Origin of the sequence: Rudaea sp. 3F27F6 (assembly GCF_005503555.1) — a bacterium.
Taxonomy (GTDB): domain Bacteria; phylum Pseudomonadota; class Gammaproteobacteria; order Xanthomonadales; family Rhodanobacteraceae; genus Rudaea.
Genome location: NZ_SCNG01000002.1, coordinates 927,839 through 947,037, shown reverse-complemented (window position 1 = coordinate 947,037; position 19,199 = coordinate 927,839). Strand labels below are relative to the sequence as shown.

General features: G+C 63.5%; 20 protein-coding genes. 13 read left to right on the top strand and 7 right to left on the bottom strand.

The annotated features are described in order from the left end of the window. Window positions 1-79: 79 nt before the first annotated feature. The 10 genes from FFS30_RS11960 to FFS30_RS11915 all read left to right on the top strand — a co-directional run bounded on the left by FFS30_RS11960 (window position 80) and on the right by FFS30_RS11915 (window position 9,670). Window positions 80-439, top strand: a complete 360-nt coding sequence (locus FFS30_RS11960) for a YerC/YecD family TrpR-related protein (protein WP_137913353.1) — start codon at window positions 80-82, stop codon at window positions 437-439. 67 nt (window positions 440-506) lie between these two features. Further along, window positions 507-1,406: an ATP phosphoribosyltransferase gene (gene hisG, locus FFS30_RS11955; RefSeq protein ID WP_171014578.1), complete on the top strand. Its 900-nt coding sequence runs from the start codon at window positions 507-509 to the stop codon at window positions 1,404-1,406. Beyond that, window positions 1,403-2,758, top strand: a complete 1,356-nt coding sequence (gene hisD, locus FFS30_RS11950) for a histidinol dehydrogenase (protein ID WP_137913351.1) — start codon at window positions 1,403-1,405, stop codon at window positions 2,756-2,758. Before hisG ends, hisD begins: the two co-directional genes overlap by 4 nt. Further along, window positions 2,755-3,840 carry a histidinol-phosphate transaminase gene (hisC, locus tag FFS30_RS11945; RefSeq protein ID WP_171014577.1) on the top strand — a complete coding sequence of 362 codons (1,086 nt, stop codon included), beginning with the start codon at window positions 2,755-2,757 and terminating at the stop codon, window positions 3,838-3,840. The genes hisD and hisC overlap by 4 nt, the downstream gene beginning before the upstream one ends. Window positions 3,841-3,979: 139 nt before the next feature. Beyond that, window positions 3,980-5,101: a bifunctional histidinol-phosphatase/imidazoleglycerol-phosphate dehydratase HisB gene (hisB, locus tag FFS30_RS11940; RefSeq protein WP_137913350.1), complete on the top strand. Its 1,122-nt coding sequence runs from the start codon at window positions 3,980-3,982 to the stop codon at window positions 5,099-5,101. After that, complete coding sequence (gene hisH, locus FFS30_RS11935) at window positions 5,101-5,694, top strand: imidazole glycerol phosphate synthase subunit HisH (protein WP_137913349.1); 594 nt, start codon at window positions 5,101-5,103, stop codon at window positions 5,692-5,694. The genes hisB and hisH overlap by 1 nt, the downstream gene beginning before the upstream one ends. A 158-nt stretch (window positions 5,695-5,852) precedes the next feature. Then, entirely contained in the window at window positions 5,853-6,578 is a 726-nt protein-coding gene (gene hisA, locus FFS30_RS11930) for a 1-(5-phosphoribosyl)-5-[(5-phosphoribosylamino)methylideneamino]imidazole-4-carboxamide isomerase (protein WP_137913348.1), read from the top strand. Between the two features lie 136 nt (window positions 6,579-6,714). Continuing rightward, window positions 6,715-7,485 carry an imidazole glycerol phosphate synthase subunit HisF gene (gene hisF / locus FFS30_RS11925; RefSeq protein WP_137913347.1) on the top strand — a complete coding sequence of 257 codons (771 nt, stop codon included), beginning with the start codon at window positions 6,715-6,717 and terminating at the stop codon, window positions 7,483-7,485. Window positions 7,486-7,551: 66 nt separating this feature from the next. Further along, the gene (hisIE, locus tag FFS30_RS11920) at window positions 7,552-8,163 is read left to right on the top strand and encodes a bifunctional phosphoribosyl-AMP cyclohydrolase/phosphoribosyl-ATP diphosphatase HisIE (protein ID WP_137913346.1); all 612 of its coding nucleotides are present in this window, start codon (window positions 7,552-7,554) and stop codon (window positions 8,161-8,163) included. An 82-nt stretch (window positions 8,164-8,245) separates the two neighbouring features. Continuing rightward, window positions 8,246-9,670: a M20/M25/M40 family metallo-hydrolase gene (locus FFS30_RS11915; protein ID WP_137913345.1), complete on the top strand. Its 1,425-nt coding sequence runs from the start codon at window positions 8,246-8,248 to the stop codon at window positions 9,668-9,670. A gap of 51 nt (window positions 9,671-9,721) precedes the next feature. Here FFS30_RS11915 and FFS30_RS11910 read toward each other — a convergent pair whose 3' ends face one another. The 4 genes from FFS30_RS11910 to FFS30_RS11895 form a co-directional block, all read right to left on the bottom strand. After that, on the bottom strand, window positions 9,722-10,759 hold the full coding sequence (locus FFS30_RS11910; RefSeq protein ID WP_137913344.1) for a C13 family peptidase: 1,038 nt from the start codon (window positions 10,757-10,759) through the stop codon (window positions 9,722-9,724). A 161-nt stretch (window positions 10,760-10,920) separates the two neighbouring features. After that, the gene (gene mtnC, locus FFS30_RS11905; protein ID WP_137913343.1) at window positions 10,921-11,616 is read right to left on the bottom strand and encodes an acireductone synthase; all 696 of its coding nucleotides are present in this window, start codon (window positions 11,614-11,616) and stop codon (window positions 10,921-10,923) included. After that, a complete protein-coding gene (locus FFS30_RS11900) occupies window positions 11,613-12,173 on the bottom strand; it encodes an acireductone dioxygenase (RefSeq protein WP_137913342.1) in 561 nt (186 codons plus the stop codon). The genes mtnC and FFS30_RS11900 overlap by 4 nt, the downstream gene beginning before the upstream one ends. Next, window positions 12,170-12,799: a methylthioribulose 1-phosphate dehydratase gene (locus tag FFS30_RS11895; protein WP_137913341.1), complete on the bottom strand. Its 630-nt coding sequence runs from the start codon at window positions 12,797-12,799 to the stop codon at window positions 12,170-12,172. Before FFS30_RS11895 ends, FFS30_RS11900 begins: the two co-directional genes overlap by 4 nt. Before the next feature lie 134 nt (window positions 12,800-12,933). Between FFS30_RS11895 and FFS30_RS11890 the strand changes: the two genes are divergently transcribed. Both FFS30_RS11890 and rmuC read left to right on the top strand, forming a co-directional pair. Beyond that, on the top strand, window positions 12,934-13,293 hold the full coding sequence (locus FFS30_RS11890; protein ID WP_137913340.1) for a hypothetical protein: 360 nt from the start codon (window positions 12,934-12,936) through the stop codon (window positions 13,291-13,293). A gap of 76 nt (window positions 13,294-13,369) precedes the next feature. Continuing rightward, window positions 13,370-14,854, top strand: a complete 1,485-nt coding sequence (gene rmuC, locus FFS30_RS11885; RefSeq protein ID WP_137913339.1) for a DNA recombination protein RmuC — start codon at window positions 13,370-13,372, stop codon at window positions 14,852-14,854. A gap of 31 nt (window positions 14,855-14,885) precedes the next feature. On the opposite strand, the gene FFS30_RS11880 is transcribed toward rmuC, so the two are convergent. From FFS30_RS11880 to FFS30_RS11870, 3 genes are all read right to left on the bottom strand, one after another. Next, window positions 14,886-15,296: a hypothetical protein gene (locus FFS30_RS11880; RefSeq protein ID WP_137913338.1), complete on the bottom strand. Its 411-nt coding sequence runs from the start codon at window positions 15,294-15,296 to the stop codon at window positions 14,886-14,888. A gap of 25 nt (window positions 15,297-15,321) precedes the next feature. Next, complete coding sequence (locus FFS30_RS11875; protein WP_137913337.1) at window positions 15,322-16,794, bottom strand: amino acid permease; 1,473 nt, start codon at window positions 16,792-16,794, stop codon at window positions 15,322-15,324. Window positions 16,795-16,898: 104 nt separating this feature from the next. Continuing rightward, window positions 16,899-18,407: an amino acid permease gene (locus FFS30_RS11870; protein ID WP_137913336.1), complete on the bottom strand. Its 1,509-nt coding sequence runs from the start codon at window positions 18,405-18,407 to the stop codon at window positions 16,899-16,901. A gap of 172 nt (window positions 18,408-18,579) precedes the next feature. On the opposite strand from FFS30_RS11870, the gene FFS30_RS11865 reads away from it, so the two are divergent. Beyond that, window positions 18,580-19,173: an NUDIX hydrolase gene (locus FFS30_RS11865; RefSeq protein WP_249352399.1), complete on the top strand. Its 594-nt coding sequence runs from the start codon at window positions 18,580-18,582 to the stop codon at window positions 19,171-19,173. The last annotated feature ends 26 nt before the right edge of the window (window positions 19,174-19,199 follow it).

The following is a 19,199-nucleotide window of genomic DNA, read 5'->3' as shown; positions in this document are numbered from 1 at the left end:
ATGCGATATTGCCAGATTGGTTTATGTAATAGCGCATTATTACATTGATCTCGGTGCACCTCTCTGCTAGCATGCGCGCATGAAACGCAAACAGATCGATGCGGAAACCACGAGTGAGTCGGCCGAGGACAACCTTTGTCGTGCGTTGCTGGCGATGCGCGGCCTCGGCGAAATGCGTTCGTTCCTGCGCGATCTGTGCACGCCGGCCGAACTCGAGGCGCTGATCGACCGCTGGCGCGTCGTGCCGTATCTGCTCGAAGGCATGGCCTATCGCGAGATCCACGAGCGCACCGGCGTCAGCGTGACGACCATCGGGCGCGTCGCGCGCTTCCTCGCCCAGGGCAACGGCGGCTATCGTGCCGCCGTCGAGCGCCATGCACTGCCGAGTCTGCGCAAGCGCGGCCGGCCCGCGGGGACGACTGCGAAGAAATCCGCTTGATCGGGACGGGCGGGCAGGAGGCTCGCCCATCTTTTTCGCGAACAGAATGTGAATGACGATGACTACGATGAAAAATCGCGATCGGCTGCGCATTGCGATCCAGAAATCCGGACGCATGGCCGACGTATCGCAAGATCTGCTCGCGCGCTGCGGCCTCAAGTTCCGCCAGAGCAGGGACAAGTTGTTCTGCTTCGGCGAGAGCATGCCGATCGATCTTTTGCTCGTGCGCGATGACGACATCCCGGGGCTGATCGCGCAGGGCGTCTGCGATCTCGGTATCGTCGGTCGCAACGTGCTCGCCGAGCAGGCGCTCGCATCGCGCGCGAACGGCGAGGCGACCCCCGCGGTCGAACTGCGCGCGCTCAACACGAGCCGCTGCCGCCTGTCGATCGCGGTGCCTCAGGAAATGGAATACACCGATCCGCAGCAGTTGCAGGGGCTGCGCATCGCCACTTCGTATCCGGCCCTGACCGGCGATTGGCTGGCGCGCAATGGCGTCGAGGCCAAGGTGGTGTTTCTCGCCGGTTCGGTCGAGATCGCGCCGCGCCTCGGCACGGCCGATTTGATCTGCGACCTGGTTTCGAGCGGGGCGACGCTCGCGGCGAATCAGTTGAAGGAGGCCATTGTCCTGCTCGACAGCGAGGCGGTGGTCGCCGGTCCCGAGGAAGCGCCGCTCGACGAACGCGGCGAACTGCGCGAACTGCTGCTGCGCCGGATCGACGGCGTGATCCAGGTGCGCGAATCGAAGCTGGTGATGCTGCACGCCGCGCGTTCTTCGATCGAGGCAATCCGGCGCATTCTGCCTAACGCGCAGACGCCGACCCTGCTGCCGATCGAAGGCAGCCCGGGCCAGGTCGCCCTGCAGGCCGTGTGCTTCGGTGCGATCACCTGGACCCACCTCGAAGACATGAAGCGTGCCGGCGCCAGCCAATTGCTCGTGCTGCCCGTGGAGAAAATTCTCGCATGAGCGCTATCGCATCCACCGCGGCCGCGACCGACCGCGCCGCAACCCGGCCGATACTCGAATGGGCCGCGCTGGCCGACGACGCGCGCCGTGCCGTACTACGCCGTCCCGCGCAGGAATCCAGCGCCGAACTCGGCGCGAACGTCGCACGCATTCTCGATCAAGTACGCGCCGACGGCGACGCGACCTTGCGCGCACTGACGCGGCGCTACGATGGTTGCGAACTCACGACCTTCGCTGTGAGCGAAGCCGAATTTGCCGAAGCGGAGGCCGCGCTCGATCCGGCCTTGAAGCAGGCGGTGCTCGCGGCGAAGTCGCGCATCGAAGCCTTTCATCGCGCCGCTGCGCCGCAGACGGTGACGGTCGAAACTGCGCCGGGTGTGGTCTGCGAAAGAGTGACGCGGCCGATCGCGCGCGTGGGCCTGTACGTGCCCGCAGGCAGCGCGCCGCTGCCGTCGACCGCGCTGATGCTCGGTGTGCCTGCGCAGATCGCGCAGAATCCGCAGGTCGCGCTGTGCACGCCGGCCGGCAAGGACGGGCGCGCCGATGCGGCCGTGCTCTACGTCGCCGCGCTGTGCGGCATCCGCCGGGTGTACAAGCTCGGCGGCGCGCAGGCGATCGCGGCGATGGCGTTCGGCACCGAATCGGTTCCAGCCTGCGACAAACTGTTCGGGCCCGGCAACGCCTACGTCACCGAGGCCAAGCGCCAGGTGTCGGCCCTGGCCGACGGGCCGGCGATCGACATGCCGGCCGGACCGTCCGAAGTGCTGGTGATCGCCGACACCGCGGCGAATCCCGAGTTCGTCGCCGCCGACCTGCTCTCGCAGGCCGAGCACGGCGCGGACTCGCAGGTGCTGCTGCTGTCGAACGAGCGCGGTCTGCTCGAAGCGGCACGCGACGCGCTGCAAGCTCAGCTCGCGCGCCTGACTCGCGTGGAAATAGCCTCCAAGGCCTTGTCGAAGAGCCATCTGATCCTCGTCGATTCGCTGGCTGAGGCGCTCGCGATCAGCAACGACTATGCGCCCGAGCACCTGATTCTCAATGTGCGCGAACCGCGCTCGCTGCTGCCCGGCGTGGTCAACGCCGGATCGATATTCCTTGGTGCCTGGTCGCCCGAAGCAGTCGGCGATTACTGCAGCGGCACCAACCACGTTCTGCCGACCTATGGCTATGCACGTGCCTGGAGCGGCGTTTCGGTCGCGAGCTTCGTCAAGCAGATCACCGTGCAGGAACTCAGCGCGGATGGCTTGCGCGCGATCGGGCCGTCCGCGGCGACGCTCGCGCGCGCCGAGCGCCTCGATGCGCACGAGCGCGCCGTCACCCTGCGCCTAGCCGAACTGGAATCGCAGCCATGAGTGCGGCAAGATTGAAACTGCTCGAACGCGCGCGGCCCGAAATCCTCGCGATGCAGCCGTATTCCTCGGCGCGCATGGAAGCGGGCAATGCGAAGATCATGTTGAACGCCAACGAGTCGCCGTGGGCGCCGGCCGGCAGCGTCGACTCGAATCTGAATCGTTACCCCGATCCGCAGCCGGCGGCGCTGCGAGCGCGGCTCGCCGAACTCTACGGTGCCGTCCCCGAGCAACTGCTGCTCGGCCGCGGCAGCGACGAGGCGATCGACCTGCTCGTGCGCGCATTCTGCAGCGAAGGCCGCGATACGATCGTCGTTTCGCCGCCGACTTTCGGCATGTACGCCGTCGCTGCGCGTACGCAGGGCGCGGCGGTGGTCGAAGCGCCGCTCGGAGCCGGTTTCGGGCTCGATGCGGAGGCCGTGCTGGCCAAGGTGACGGACTCGACCAAGCTCGTCTTCGTCTGCACGCCGAACAATCCGACCGGCGCGCTCGTGCCGCTCGCGCGCATCGAGGATCTCGCCGTTGCCTTGCGCGACCGCGCATTGGTCGTGGTCGACGAGGCTTATCTTGAATTCGCGCAGGGCGCGGCCAGTGCGACGACCTTGCTGGCCCGGCACGACAACATCGCCGTGCTGCGCACCTTGTCGAAGGCCTACGCGCTGGCCGGCGCGCGCGTCGGCACGCTGATCGCGCACCATGAGATCGTCGGCTTGCTGCGCCGCATTCAGGCACCGTATCCACTGCCCGCGCTGTGCATCGACGCCGCGCTGCAGGCGCTTTCCGCGAGAGGTGTCGCGCAGGCCGCGGAACGCGTCGCGATCCTGCTGGACGAACGCGGCCGCCTCGCGGCTGCGTTGCCGGCCGCGGCCGGAGTGCTCGCGGTATATCTCTCTGCGGCGAATTTTCTCTGCGTCCGCTTCGCCGATTCGGAAAAAGTATACAAGGTGCTGATCGCGCTCGGCATCGTCGTGCGCGACGTCAGCCGCTATCCGGGGCTGGCCGGTTGTCTGCGCATCACGGTCGGTACGCCGCAGGAGAACGCGGCCGTGCTCGAAGCCTTGGGTTTGCGGCAGGAGGCAGCGTGATGTTTTTGCCAAATGATTTTGCCGAGTTGCGTCGCGTGAAAGCGAGTCGGCTCGAAGGCTTGTTTCCCATGCAGAGGCCCGAAAAAGATAATCGGAGTCGCGCGCTGCTCGCGCGACGTATTTATCTGTCGGTAGCAGCATGAGCCAGCGAAAAATTCTCTTTGTCGACCGCGACGGCACCCTGATTGTCGAGCCAGCCGACTACCAGATCGATGCGTACGAGAAGCTCGCTTTGGTCGACAACGTGATCCCGGCGCTGACGCGCATCGTCGCTGCCGGCTACGAGTTGGTGATGATCACGAACCAGGACGGGCTCGGCACCGACAGTTTCCCGCAGGCTACGTTCGACGGTCCGCACGCGTTGATGATGCGTATCTTTGCGTCGCAGGGGATTCGCTTCCGCGAGGTGCTGATCGATCCTAGCTTCGCTCACGAAGGCCGCGATACGCGCAAACCGGGCATCGGCCTGGTGCGTCACTATCTGGCCGACGACGGTTGGAGCCGTGGGTTTTCTGCGATGGTCGGCGACCGTGAGACGGATGCGCAGTTTGCCGCCAACCTCGGCATCCGCTGCTTCCGTCTCGATACGAAGGAATGGGACTGGAACGCGATTGCACACGAACTCTGCGATGCGCCGCGGCGCGCATCGGTCGAGCGCAACACGAAGGAAACGCGGATTGCCGTGCAGGTCGATCTCGATCGGGTAGCCGAACCGAAAGTCCGCACAGGACTCGGCTTCTTCGACCATATGCTCGAACAGATCGGCAAGCATGGCGGCTTCGCGCTGACTTTGAACTGCGATGGCGATACGCATATCGACGAACACCATACGATCGAGGACTGCGCGCTCGCCCTTGGCACCGCGCTGCGCCAGGCGCTCGGCGACAAGCGTGGCATAGGCCGTTACGGCGCCGCGGCGGAATCGGCGAGCGGCGAAGCGGCCGTCGATATCACTCTACCAATGGACGAGACGATCGCGCGCGCGGCACTCGATCTTTCGGGGCGCGCCTACTTCGTCTTCGACGGCCCGCTTCCAAATAATGCGTTCCCGCGTGATCGCGTCGGCGACATTCCGACCGAACTCGTGCCGCATTTCTTCCGCTCGCTCTGCGACACGCTCGGCGCCAATCTGCATCTGGCCGTGCGCGGCGAGAACGCGCACCACATGATCGAGGCCTGCTTCAAGTCGGTCGCACGCGCGCTGCGCGTCGCGCTGCGCCGCGAAGGCTCGGAGCTGCCGAGCACGAAGGGGACCTTGTAATGCCGAAGGTGGTGCTCATCGATGCGGGCGGCACCAATATCGGTTCGGTGCGCTATGCGCTCGAACGCCTCGGCGTCGATGCGCCGCTGTCGAGCGACGCAGCGGAAATTCGCGCTGCGTCGCACGTGATCCTGCCCGGCGTCGGTGCCGCGGCGCCCGGTATGGCGCGGCTGCGCGAAACCGGACTGGTCGATGTCGTGTGCAGTCTCACGCAGCCTGTGCTCGGCGTCTGCCTCGGTATGCAATTGCTCTTCGAGCATTCGGAGGAAAGCGATACGCCGTGTCTGGGGCTGATTCCGGCGCGCCTCCGGTTGTTCGCGAAGGACGACGGTTTGCGCGTGCCGCATATGGGTTGGAATGCGTTGAATCCGCTGCGCCAGCATCCTCTGTTGGACGGCATCGACGCGGGTGCGTTCGCTTACTTCGTCCACAGTTATGCGGCTCCGGTCGGTGACTGGACGCTCGCAAGCTGCGACTACGGTGGCGCATTCTCGGCCGTGGTTCAGCATCGCAACTTCCACGGCGCGCAGTTCCATCCCGAGCGCTCCGCTGCGGTCGGGGCGAGGCTGCTGCAGAATTTCATAGCGCTCTGATAAAGATCGTTGGCCACGGATTACACGGATAAGCACGGATCAAAGCCAACTAATACGATGGGAATTCTTTCTCTATTAGTTATTTTTTTGCTTGATCCGTGTTTATCCGCGTAATCCGTGGCAAAAAAAGCTCTTTCTTTCGAACAAACGATAATCGTATGAAAATCATCCCCGCCATCGATCTTCGTTCCGGCCGCGTCGTACGCCTGAAGCAGGGCGACTACGCGCAGGAAACACGCTACGAGTTCGATGCGGCGGCGCTCGCTGCCGACTATGCCGATGCCGGCGCCGAATGGCTGCATCTGGTCGATCTCGACGGCGCGCGTTCGGGCACGTTCGAGAATCTGCGCGTGATCGAAAAGATCGCGGCGAGCGAGCGGCTTGCCGTGCAGGCCGGCGGTGGCGTGCGCAGCGAAGACAACGTGCAGCGCCTGTTCGACGTTGGCGTCGCACGCGTCGTCGTCGGCAGTGTCGCGGTGCGCGAGCCGGACCTTGTCGAGCAGTGGATTGCGCGCCACGGCGAAGACAAACTCTGCATCGCGCTCGACACGCGTTTCGTCGACGGCGTTTGGACGCTGTCGAGCGCGGGCTGGACGGAGAATTCCGCAGCCACGCTCGACGAACTGGCCCCGCGTTATGCGGTCGCCGGTGCACGTCATCTGCTCTGTACCGACATCAGCCGCGACGGCATGCTGTCGGGGCCAAATCTCGATCTTTACGCGCATCTGGCGAAGATCGCGCCGCAGCTTTCGGTGATCGCCTCGGGCGGCGTACGCAGCGCCGCCGACGTGCAGGCGTTGCGCGCGCTGAACCTCGGTGGTGTTGTGCTCGGGCGCAGCCTGCTCGAAGGAAAATTGACTCTGGCCGAGGCATTTGTATGTTGATGCGCCGCTACGCTCTTGCCGTCATTCCAGCGCAAGCTGGAATCCAGCCTTTTCTCTTCGATCGCTGCAAAAGCAATACAAGAAAGAGCTGGATTTCAGCTTGCGCTGGAATGACGAACGAACGAAGGTTGTTGCAATGCTGACGCGCAGAATCATTCCGTGCCTCGACGTGAGGGACGGCAAAGTCGTCAAGGGCGTGCGTTTCCGCGACCATGTGGAGATGGGCGACATTGTCGATCTTGCCGGCCGCTACCGCGACGAGGGCGCGGACGAACTCGTGTTTTACGACATCACCGCAAGTCCGCAGGGCCGTTCGGTCGATCGCGACTGGGTTGCGCGCGTGGCGCGCGTGATCGACATTCCGTTTTGCGTCGCCGGGGGCATCCGCAGCGTCGAGGACGCACGCGCGGTGCTGCACGCAGGTGCGGACAAGGTTTCGGTCAACTCGCCGGCACTCGAACGGCCTGAACTGGTCAATGAATTGGCCGATGCCTTCGGTGTGCAATGCGTCGTCGTCGGCGTCGATTCGCTGCGCGACGATGACGGCGAATGGCATGTGCGCCAGTACACCGGAGATCCGACGAAGACCCGCGCGCTTGCGCGCCGCGCTTTATCTTGGGTTTCTGAAGTCCAGGAACGGGGCGCCGGCGAAATCGTTCTCAACTGTATGGGCTCGGACGGCGTGCGCGCTGGCTACGACATCGAACAGCTGCGCGCCGCGCGTGCGATCTGCAAGGTACCGCTGATCGCCTCGGGCGGCGCCGGTACGCCCGAGCATTTTCGCGATGTGTTCCGCGAAGCCGATGTCGACGGTGCGCTTGCCGCGAGCGTGTTCCATTCGGGCTCGATTGCGATACCGCAACTGAAGAAATACTTGGCCGACGAAGCGATTGCGATTCGGCCGTAGAGGCGAATTGAATTTTGGATCAACGTTGCTTGCTAGCGATGGGAGCGGCGTCCGGGTAGGGCAACTATGACGAATACGGAATCATTGCAACTCGACTGGAGCAAGGGTGACGGCTTGCTGCCTGCGATCATTCAGCACTGGCGCAGCGGTGCCGTGCTGATGCTCGGCTATATGAATGCCGACGCGCTCGCGCAAACCCGGCAAAGCGGCAAGGTCACCTTCTATAGCCGCAGCAAGCAGCGTCTGTGGACCAAGGGCGAGATGTCTGGCCACCACTTGTTGCTCAAATCGCTGTGCGCCGACTGCGACAACGACACGATCCTGATTCAGGCCGAGCCGCAGGGGCCGACCTGCCACAACGGCACGCAGAGCTGCTTCGGCGAGGGTTCGGAACCGCCGCTCGCGTTTCTCGCCGAGCTCGATGCGCTGGTCGCCACGCGCGAGCGCGAACGTCCGCAAGGCAGCTACACGACGAAGTTATTTGAAGGCGGCCTGCGCCGCATTGCGCAGAAGGTCGGCGAGGAAGGCGTCGAGACCGCGCTCGCCGCGGTCGCCCAGGACGAATCGGATCTGCGCAGCGAATCGGCCGACCTGATCTTCCATCTGCTCGTCCTGCTGCGCGCGCGCGGAATCGATTTCGCCGACATCGTCGCGGAATTGCGCACGCGGCATCGCTGAGCGAACGTCTCGCGCATGGCACACAAGGTCGCGCCGTGCGGGGTTGTGGCATGATCGGGGTTGGTCTTCACCGGAACCCGTCATGCGCAAAACTCTGCTCGCCGCCGCGATCGCCCTAGCGACCTGCGCCTCCTCCCATGCTGCTCCAGCCGCCACCGACACGTTGGCGCACGACATCTTCAAGCAACTGATCGAGATCAACACGACCGATTCGGTCGGCAGCACGACCGACGCGGCAAAGGCGATGCAGAAGCGCTTTCTCGACGCGGGTTTCGCGCCGAAAGATGCGCAGGTGCTGGTCGGGGCGAATCCGAAGCGCGGCAATCTCGTCGCGCGGCTGCGTGGCAGCGGCAAGCACAAGCCGGTACTGATCATCGGCCATCTCGACGTGGTCGAGGCCAAGCGCGAGGACTGGACGGTCGATCCGTTCACCTTCATCGAAAAAGACGGCTATTTCTACGGCCGCGGCACGCAGGACATGAAGAACTCCGACGCGGTCGCGACCGCTGCGCTGCTGCGACTGAAGAGGGAAGGATTTGTTCCCGACCGCGACATCATTCTCGCCCTGACCGCGGACGAAGAGGGCGGCACCGACAACGGCGTCGACTGGTTGCTGAAGAACCATCGCGATCTGGTCGAGGCGGAGTTCGCGCTCAATCCGGACTCGGGCGGCGTCGATGCCGACGCGGGCAAGCCGGTCGCGCTCAGCGTCGATGCGACCGAGAAGCTCTACGCCGACTACGAGCTTGAAGCGACCGATGCGGGCGGGCATTCGTCGCTGCCGCGTCCGGCGAATCCGATCTACGAGGTGTCGGAGGCGCTCGCGCGTCTGGGCAAGAGTTCATTTCCGTTCGAGCTCAACGCGGTGACGCGCGCATGGCTGGAGCATATGCAGAAAATCGAAGACGGCGCGCGCGCGAAGGACATCAAGGCCGTGCTCGCCACGCCGCCCGATGCCGATGCGATTGCGCGCCTCAGTACGGATGCGCGCTACAACTCGGTGCTGCACACGACCTGCGTTGCGACGCGCCTCGACGGCGGCCATGCGAACAACGCATTGCCGCAGCGCGCGACGGCGATCGTCAACTGCCGCATCCTGCCGGGCCATTCGCCCGAGGAAGTGCGCCAGGATTTGATCAAGATCTTCGCTGCGCCGAAGGTGACGGTGCGCTACATCGATACGATCACCGACAAGCGCCTCGACGTTGGCTCCGAGCGCAAGGCATTGCCGCCGCCGCCGCCGCGCAAGGACGTGTTCGACGCGCTCAACGCGGTCGCCGGCAAGATGTGGCCCGGCGTGCCGATCGTCGTCGATATGGCGACCGGTGCTTCCGACAGCGTCTACACGATGGCTGCCGGCATCCCGACCTACGGTTTCAACGGCGCGGCGATCGATCGCGACGACGTACGCGCGCACGGGCGCGACGAGCGCCTGCGCGTGAAGGCGTTCGACGATTCGGCGGAGTTCTACTACCGCTACCTGAAGACGCTGACCGGCGGCAAGTAAGTCGGCACGTCCGCCGTCATTCCTCTGTAAAAGGAATGGCGGCGAGGGGGATCAGCGCGCTTCGACGCTGGGTTTGTCGCTGCGCGGTTTGGACGGGGCGCTGTGTTCGCGCGCCGGTGGGTGGAACGGAACCGCCGGCCCCGGCTTGAATCCGCCGCGCCAGTTTTTCAGCTTGGCCTCGATCGCGGGTGTGGTTGCGATCTGCGGCAGCGAGTGCGTCTGTTGATCGCGCGTTTCCCAGGCGTCGATCTCCTTCTTCGCGTCGGCGAACGCGTCGGTGAACGAGGCGGTGCGGTTGAGCGCGTCGACAAAGAAAGCGCGGCCGAAATCGGTGATTTCCGACGTCGTGCCGCAACCGAACGAAGCACGGTCGCCGCGCGCGGCGGTGACGACCATGGTGTTGTCGTCCTTGAGCGCGTCGATGAAGCCGCCGGAATAGCAGGCGGAGATGACGAAAACGCGGTGCTTGATCGGCGATTCGGAAAACAGATCGGCGAGATCCTCGGGCACAATCTGGTCGAGCGGCAGCGGATCGAGGCTGACGTAGAGTTCGTGCGCGCGCGAGCCGTGCGTGGTGATGAAGAGCATCAGCACGTCGTCGTTCGGATCGAGTTTCTTGCCGAGCGCGTCGATCGCGATTTCGAGGTTGGACAGGCTCGCGATCGGACGGCGGTCGAGGGTCGACGGGTTGTTGACCAGGGTCAAGATACGGCCCTTGGCATCGAAACGCTCGGAGAAGAGCTTCTCGACGTAGTCGACTTCGTTGCGGAATACATTTTCTTCGCCGTCGCCGGCGAAGGAGATCAAATAGAGATTGGTCTTACCGGGTGCGCGCGGCGCGAGCTTGTCTATCGAGTCCTGCATGCGCTGTTGCTGCGCATAGAACACTTGCTCGGGCGAACCGACGTTGGCCGGCCAGATGATCGGCTGATCGGCGTTTTCTTCGGTCGGCTCGCTATCGGCCGCCAAGATTTTCCCCGTGCCCGGCGCACCGGTCTGGTGCGCACGCAGCGCCGCCACACCTGCGCTGGCGCCGACCGTGAAGGCGAGGGCGAAGACGAACAAAGCGCGGGCGGTCGTGCGGATCAAGGCCGGATTGACGCATCGAAAAGGTGCAATAGCGATATTTTAACAAATTATACGTTGCACTGCAGCGTATGAATTTTCCTTCATCTGCCTAAGCGGCAGAATTAACGCGGCTATCGCACGGAAGCGCGGTTTTGATCAGGAATCGACCTTAGAAAGCGATTTCAACTCACTGAAATTTCGGTGAAATCGTGCACCTGTTTATGCCGACTCTCGGTGGCGACCGCGGGCGGGCGCAGCAACTGCACGGTCTGAAAGCCCGCCGCGGCTGCGGCATCGAGCTCCGCCGCGATGTCGGACAGGAAGAGAATCTGTCCCGGCGGCGTTTCAATCGCCTCGGCAATGCGCCGGTACGAATCGACCTCGCGCTTGGCGCCGATTTCGGTGTCGAAGTAGCCGGAGAACAGCGGGGTCAGATCGCCGGCCTCGCTATGTCCATAGAGCAGTTTCTGCGCGGCGACCGAGCCCGACGAATAGACGTAGAGGCGGATTCCCTGCTGACTCCACTTGCGCAGGCTGTCCGCGACTTCGGGATAGACGTGGCCCTTGAACTCGCCGCTCGCGTAGCCGTCCGCCCAGATCAGGCCTTGCAGAGCCTTGAGCGGCGTCGCCTTGCGGTCCTCGTCGATCCAGCGGATCAGCAGATCGATGATTTCCTGCTGGGTCGCCGAGACGAGTCCCGCTTCGCGCGCGGTTTCGTGCAGCCAGTGCTGTACTTCGGGCTTGTCCGCGTGGGTGACGACGAAGGCCGGCAGCCTTTCGCGTGCATACGGAAACAGCACGTCTTTGACGAAGTCGATCGAGCTTGTGGTGCCTTCGATGTCGGTGACGATGGCGCGGATTCCGCTCGACACGTTCATGCGGCCAACGACTGTGCGGCGAGACGCGGGAATTTCTCGGCGATGTCGCTGCCGGTGAAGTTGGCGACCCAACCTTCCTTGTTGGTGAACAAGCGGATCGCGACGAAGTAGGGCGTTTCGCTCATGTCGAACCAGTGGCGCGTGCCGTCCGGCACGCCGATCAGGTCGCCCTGCACGCAGAGCACCTCGTAGACCTTGCCGTCGATATGCAGGGTGAACTGGCCGCGGCCGGCGACGAAGAAACGCACTTCGTCCTCGGAATGGGTGTGCTCGTTGAGGAACTTCGCACGCAGCGCCGCGCGGTCGGGATGATCGGGCTTGAGGCTGATCACGTCGACGGCCTGGTAGCCCTCTTCGCGCTGCAGGCGATCGATATCCGCATGATAGGCGGCGATGACTTCGTCCTGGCTCGCGCCCGGTGCGATGGGCTTTGCCGCTTCCCATTGCTCGAAGCGCACGCCGACCTTGCCGAGCTCGCGCGCGATGTCGTCGTGCCGGGTATGTGTGCTCAACGGCGCACGGCCGTCGGTGTCGGAATAGATGCGCAGCTCGCTCACTGTCTCAACCTCCTCAAATCCAGCTCGCAGTTGAGCAGGAATTCGAATGCTTCGATGTGCCGCTCGGTCTCGGCCATGTCGCGGCCCCAGGTGTAGATACCGTGCCCGTCGATCAGATATCCATATAGCGGCTTGCCGGCGTCAATCCAAGTATCCACTTTTTCCACGAGCTCGGGCATGTGCTGGGTATTAGGAAAAACCGGCAGATCGATATGCGACTCGTGAGTCGTATGGCCCGCGATTGCCTTCTGCAGCTCGTAGCCGGAAAAACGGATCACGCCCTCGCCCGCATACAGGCGCGAAGCCACGGTCTGCGTGCGCGAATGCGTATGCAGCACCGCGTTGGCCTCGGGGTAGCGCGCATAAATCTGCGTGTGCAGCAGGGTTTCCGCCGAGGGACGCGCGGTCGTGCCGACGGCGTTGCCCGCGGCGTCGACGACCATGATGTCGTCCGCAGTGAGAGCGCCCTTGTCGCGTCCCGAAATCGTGATGGCGAGATGGGCGTCGTCGAGCCGCATGGAGAAATTGCTGCTCGTCGCCGGGGTGAGGCCCTGCGCACCGAGTTTGCGCCCGGCCACGGCGATCGCTTCGGCGCGTTCGGCGAATAGTTGCGGGGTGTAGCTCAAGACGAAGACTCCGTAGGCGTGGTGCTGTCTATGCGGGCAGGCACTATAACGGATGGCTGCGGCAAACACATGTCCAAGCCCGGCGCCGACGCGCTACGCTAACGGCTGGATATTCGAGAAAAACGTGAGGCACCATGAGCATCGACATTTCCCAACTTTCGGCGGCCGAACTCGATGAGTTGATCGTGCGCGCCGCCGCGCGACGCGCGACGCTGGAGCCGGCCCAGTCGGCGCAGCCGCCCGAGAAGGCCGAGGCGATCGTCAATCCGGCCTGGCACACCTCGCCGCTGCCGAACGGCGTGCTGTTTATGCTGCGTCATCCGGGGCTCGGCTGGCTGCCTTTCATTCTGCCGCATGAACATCGCGTGCATCTGACCTCGCTCTGGTTGCATCAGTCGCTGCTGTTCAAGCCGGTCGAAGTGGCGGCCGAGCCGGCGACGCCGGCCGCGATCACGCCGAACTTCGGCACGGGCGGCAGCGGCACGGTGCATTGAGACGTCGCGATCTCGGCGGCTGAGACTTTGCGCTGTCACAATGGCGCGGTCGTCCTGGTCGTGAAGTACGCAAACAATGTCGAACGAATATCTAGCTTGGGCACTCGCCGCATTGATCGGAGCCGTGGTCGGCGCCCCGATCGCTGCGCTGCTCGTGCGTGCGCGCGCTCACGCCGCCGGACGCGCCAGCCGCGATGCAGAGTTGAGCCAGCTCGCTGCCGAAAAGCAGGCGACGCTCGATAATCTGCACCGCGTCGAACAGGAACACGCCGCGCTGAGCGGCGAACTGGAAGAACAGCGCGAACGCGTCTTTGCGCTCGGCGACGAGCGTGCGAATCTGGCCGGACGGCTTGAGCGTCTCGGCCAGCTCGACGCCGAGCTTGCGGCCGCGCGCGCCGAGGCGTCGAAATGGCGCGAAGCAACGCAGCGTGCCGAACAGCGCATCACCGAAACGGCCACGCGTGCGCAGGAGCAGCATCAGGCCGCCGCGGAAAAGATCGCCCTGCTCGAACGCGTGCGCGAGAATCTGAGCGACCAGTTCAAGGCGCTCGCTGGTGACCTGCTCGAAGAGAAGAGCAAGAAATTCACCGAGCAGAATCAGACTCAGCTCGGCGGCCTGCTCGGCCCGCTGCGCGAGCAGCTCGACGGATTCAAGAAGCAGGTCGGCGAGGTCTACGACAAGGAGAGCCGCGAGCGCCAACTGCTCAAGGCCGAGATCGACACACTGAAGAATCTCAACCAGCGCATCGACGAAGACGCGCGCAATCTGACCCGCGCGTTGACGCGCGAGAGCAAGACTCAGGGTGCGTGGGGCGAGCTCGTGCTCGAACGCCTGCTCGAAGCCTCCGGTCTGCAGAAAGGCAGGCAGTACGAGACGCAGACGACATTCCACAACGAAGGTGGTGGCCGCGCGCGCCCGGACGTGATCGTGCGCCTGCCCGAAGGCCGCGATATCGTTGTCGACGCGAAGGTGTCGCTGACCGCCTATGAGCGCTATTGCACCGCCATCGACGATGCCGAGCGCGGCACGCAGCTCAGTGCGCATCTCGCGTCGTTGCGCAGTCACGTGAAGGAACTCGCCGAGAAGCGCTACAGCGACTTGCCCGGCGTCCACTCGCTCGAATTCGTGCTGATGTTCGTGCCGGTCGAAGCCGCGTATATCGAAGCTGTCCACCGCGACGAGGCGCTGCATGCGTTTGCGCTTGAGCGACAGGTCGTGATCGTTACCACTTCGACTTTGCTCGCCACACTGCAGACGATCGCGAGCCTATGGCGCAACGACGACCGCAACCGCAACGTCGCCGAGATCGCGGATCGTGCGGGCAAGCTCTACGACAAGTTCGTCGGCTTTATCGACGATCTCAACGACGCCAAGACCAAGCTCGATGCTGCGCGAAACGCGCTTGCCGGTGCTTCGAGCAAACTCGAAACGGGACGCGGCAACTTGATCGGTCAGGTCGAGAAGCTGCGCGAACTCGGTGCCCGCACAAGCAAGGTCTTGCCCGATGCGCAGGTCGAGCGGGCGCAGCTCGATGAGCGCCAGGGGAGCTTGGACGGCTGAGCGGAAAGCGCGGCGAGGCGGCCGAAACGGATCAGGCGCGCCGGTAGCGGCGTTGTTCGGCGATGATCTTGTGCAGATAGATCGCCGCGCAGACGGCCAGCGTGGAGCCGGCCAGTACTTCGAACCAGATGGTGAAGTTCATCGCGAGGGTATGCTGAGAGCACAACGCGAGCGCGTAGTGACCGAGCCCATCCAATCCGAAGCCGCCGTAGGCGACGAACAGCAGCGCGGCGCCGGTGCGCCATCCCAGCGACAAGGCGATCATTCCCGCAATACCCACCGCGGTGATCGCCAGCCATACCCAGTACACGTTCTCGCGTGTGATCCACAAAGGCATGTTCGGATAGAACGCGATGTATTCCGCGTTGTGCGCGAAATGGATCAGGCTTGCACAGCAATACACGGCGAGCAGAAGCCAGACATGTTTCGGTAGTTTTTGCAATTGCCGCGCAATTCGCATTTCGAGATCAAGCTCGGGTCGAGATCGCGGCGGTGGTCGCCTCGGTTTCGCGATGCAGCTTGCTCTTGCGATAGCCGTAGGCGAAGTAGAGTGCAAATCCGGCGACCGTCCAAGATATGGTCAGCATCCAGTTGTAGGCATCGAATGTCCACAAGAGCAGAAGGCAACTTGCAATGCCGAGAAAGCAAATTAAAGGGGCGAAGGGGATGCGGAAAGGACGTGGGATCTCCGCATGGTAAATCCGAAGTATCCATACACCCGCGCAAACTGCGGCAAAGCTGATAAGAGTGCCGATCGAAGTGAGGTCGCCGAGAACATCGAGCGGAAATACCGCGGCTAGCAGAGCTATGCCGACGCCGGTGATGATGGTGTTTATGTGCGGCGTACGATATTTCGGATGGATGCGCGAAAAGATCGGCGGCAGTAGACCGTCGTTCGCCATGATCATGAAGATTCGTGGCTGGCCGATACACATGCAAAGGATCACGCTCGACAGGCCGATCAGCGCGCCGATTTCTACGATCCAACGCAGCCACGCCAGCTGTGGGTGGCTTGACACGGCAGTGACAACTGGTTCGTTCGTGCCGAGTTGGGTATACGGCATAAGACCAGTGAGTACCGCGGCCATCGCAACATAAAGCACCGTACAAATCGCCAGAGAAGCCATCATGCCGATTGGCAGGTCTCGCTTGGGATTGACCGACTCCTGGGCAGCTACGCTGGTGGCCTCGAAGCCGATATAAGCGAAGAAAACCATTGAGGCGCCGCGCAGAATTCCGCCCCATCCGAATTCATGTTCGCCCTGACTTGGCGGAATGAATGGGTGCCACAAACTCGTATCGACGTAGCTCCAGCCGAAGCCAATCACAAGCAGCAGTAGGCAGATTTTGAGTATCACCATCACCGTATTCACAGATGCCGATTCTCGAATGCCGACATAGCAAATGGAGGTTAGTACGGCGACGATGCCGACGGCCGGTAGATTGAGAATTGAGCCAGTGAGTTGCAGTTTCCCATCAACTTTTGCCAGAGGTGCGCTGGTTAGCGCAGCTGGCAAATGAATGCCGACGTGATCGAGCAAACTGACAAAATAGCCTGTCCAGCTTGTGGCAACTGCCGAAGCAGACACGCCATATTCCAAAATCAGCATCCAGCCGATAAACCAAGCTGCGCCTTCGCCAAGGGTGGCGTAGGTGTAGGAATAAGCCGAACCCGACACAGGGACCATCGCAGCAAATTCGGCATAGCACAGCGCGCAAAACGTACAGCAGATCGCCGCGAGCACGAATGAAAGCATTACCGCAGGACCTGCGTGCATCGCTGCCGCCTGGCCGGTGATGACGAAGATACCGCCGCCGATCACTGCGCCGATGCCGATCGCGGTCAGGCCCCAGGGGCCGAGCGTGCGGCGCAGTTCGATCTCGCCGGCTTCGTTGTTGACCGCGAGCGGGTGCTTGGTGCGGAGGAGCTGCTTGAGCATTTGCGTACTTCCGGAAAAGAACGAAGGCCGACGCGGGGCGTCGGCCTTCGTGATGAGGTCATGTCAAGTTGTATGCGTAACTTCCGATTTCAACGCCGCGTGCCTTATCCCGCGTTGCCTTCGGCGAGCTGGCTGCGCTTGTAGCCGTAGAACGCGTAGATGATCAGGCCGAGCACCGCCCAGCCAAGGAAGAACGTCTTCGCGAACGGCGACAGGTTGTAGAACAGGATCACGCAGCCGAGCGTCGCCAGAGGGCAGACGATCCAGGCCAGCGGCGTGCGGAACGGGCGCGGACGGCTGGGCTGGGTCCTGCGCAGCACGAGGACGCCGATCGACACCATCGCGAAGGCGAGCAGGGTGCCCGAGTTCGAGGTGTCGGCCAGCCGGCCCACGGGCAGCAGCGCGCCGCAGATCGCGACGACGATGCCGGTGAGCACCGTGATCACGTGCGGCGTGTGGAAATTCGGATGTACCTTCGACAGCACCGCAGGCAGCAGGCCGTCGCGCGACATCGTGAAGAAGATGCGCGTCTGGCCGAACATCATCATAAGGATTACCGACGGCAGGGCGAGGCCGGCGGCGATGCCGATCCAGTTGCCGATTTCGGGGAAGCCAATCTGGCGCAGCACGTGCGCGAGCGGTTCCTTGCTGCACACGAGGGCCTGCGAGTTGGCGCAGGCCGCGGCCATTTCCGGGCTGCTCGGGTCGATCGCGAAGCCGTCGGCGCCGATCAGGGGCTGTGCACCGACCGCACCGACTGCACCGTAGCCGACGAGCAGATAGAAGATCGTGCAGACGATGAGCGAACCGATCAGGCCGATCGGGATGTTGCGGTTCGGATTCTTGGTTTCTTCGGCCGCGGTCGACACTGCATCGAAGCCGACGTAGGCGAAGAAGATCGATGCGGCCGCGCCGAGCACGCCGATGCCACCGCCCGAGGCGAACCAGCCGGTCGGCAGGAACGGCTCGAAATTCGGGCTCTGCACCGCCGGAACGGCGATCGCGATAAACACGGTCAACGCAGCGATCTTGATCGCGACGAGCACCGCGTTGACTTTGGCGCTCTTCGAAGTGCCGATGACGAGCAGTATCGTGACGACGAAAGCGATCAGGAATGCGAGCAGATTGAAAGTGCCGCCCGACATCGGGCCCGCTTGCAAGAACTGCGGTAGCGCCAACGCCCCGGGTTGGACGAGTCCAAACACGGTGGAGTGATTGAGCAGGCCGTTGACGTACCCGGCCCAGCCGACGCAGACGGTTGCCGCGCCGATGCCGTATTCGAGGCCCAGCGCCCAGCCGACAACCCAGGCGATCAGTTCGCCGAACACGCCGTAGCTATATGTGTAGGCCGAGCCCGAGACCGGGATCATCGAGGCGATTTCGGAGTAGGCCAGGGCGGCCAGAGCGCAGACGACGGCGGCGATGACGAAGGCGAGCATCATGCCCGGGCCGGCTTTCTGTCCGGCCTCGGCGGTCAAGACGAAGATACCGGTGCCGATCACGGCGCCGATGCCGAGCAGGGTCAACTGTACCGGGCCGAGTTGGCGCTTGAGCGATTTCTTTTCTGCGGTTTCGAGAATCTTATCGAGCGGCTTGACGCGCCAAAAAACCATTGTGTGTCCCCAGACTGATGATGTGGTGGGCGGCTGGCGGCGCGGCCGCTGCCATCCTCTTTGATCCGGGTACCTCGCCTTGGCGCTGGAAACTTCGAGAAGTCGCTCGCAGTTTCGCTGGGACCCAAACTCGTGCGGGTAAAATACGCGACCCCTTCCTGTCGAGCAAGCTGTGACGCACAAGGCCGCCGTCGAATCCACACGTTTGTTCCAACCCTGGCAGAGCGATTGGAGCGCGGCATTCCGTCGATACGCGATGCGCCATCCGGCCGAAAGCGAGGTCGCCGCGCTGTTCGCCGATTTCGTGTCGGCGCATGCCGATGCGGCCGAACGCAGTCTCGGCGTCGGTCACCTGACCGGCTCGGCCTGGCTCGTCAGCGCCGACGGCAGGCGCGTGCTGCTGACCCACCATCGCAAGCTGAGTCGCTGGCTGCAGCTCGGCGGACATGCCGATGGCGACGTCGATCTCGCGCGCGTCGCTTTGCGCGAGGCGGAAGAGGAGTCGGGCCTGAGCGGCTTGGCCGTCGTGCCGGAGATTTTCGATCTGGATCGCCATGAGATTCCCGCGCGCGGACACGAGCCGGCGCACTGGCATTACGACGTGCGCTACGTCGTGCGTGCGACGGCGGGCGAGGATTTCGTCGTAAGCGACGAGTCGCATGCGCTGGCCTGGCGCGACATCGCGCAGCTCGTGGTGGACGACGGCGCCGACGAATCCCTGAGGCGCATGGCGCGAAAGTGGCTCGTACAGAGCGAGCGCTCCTGACCGAGCAGGGCTGTTGTCGCGCAACG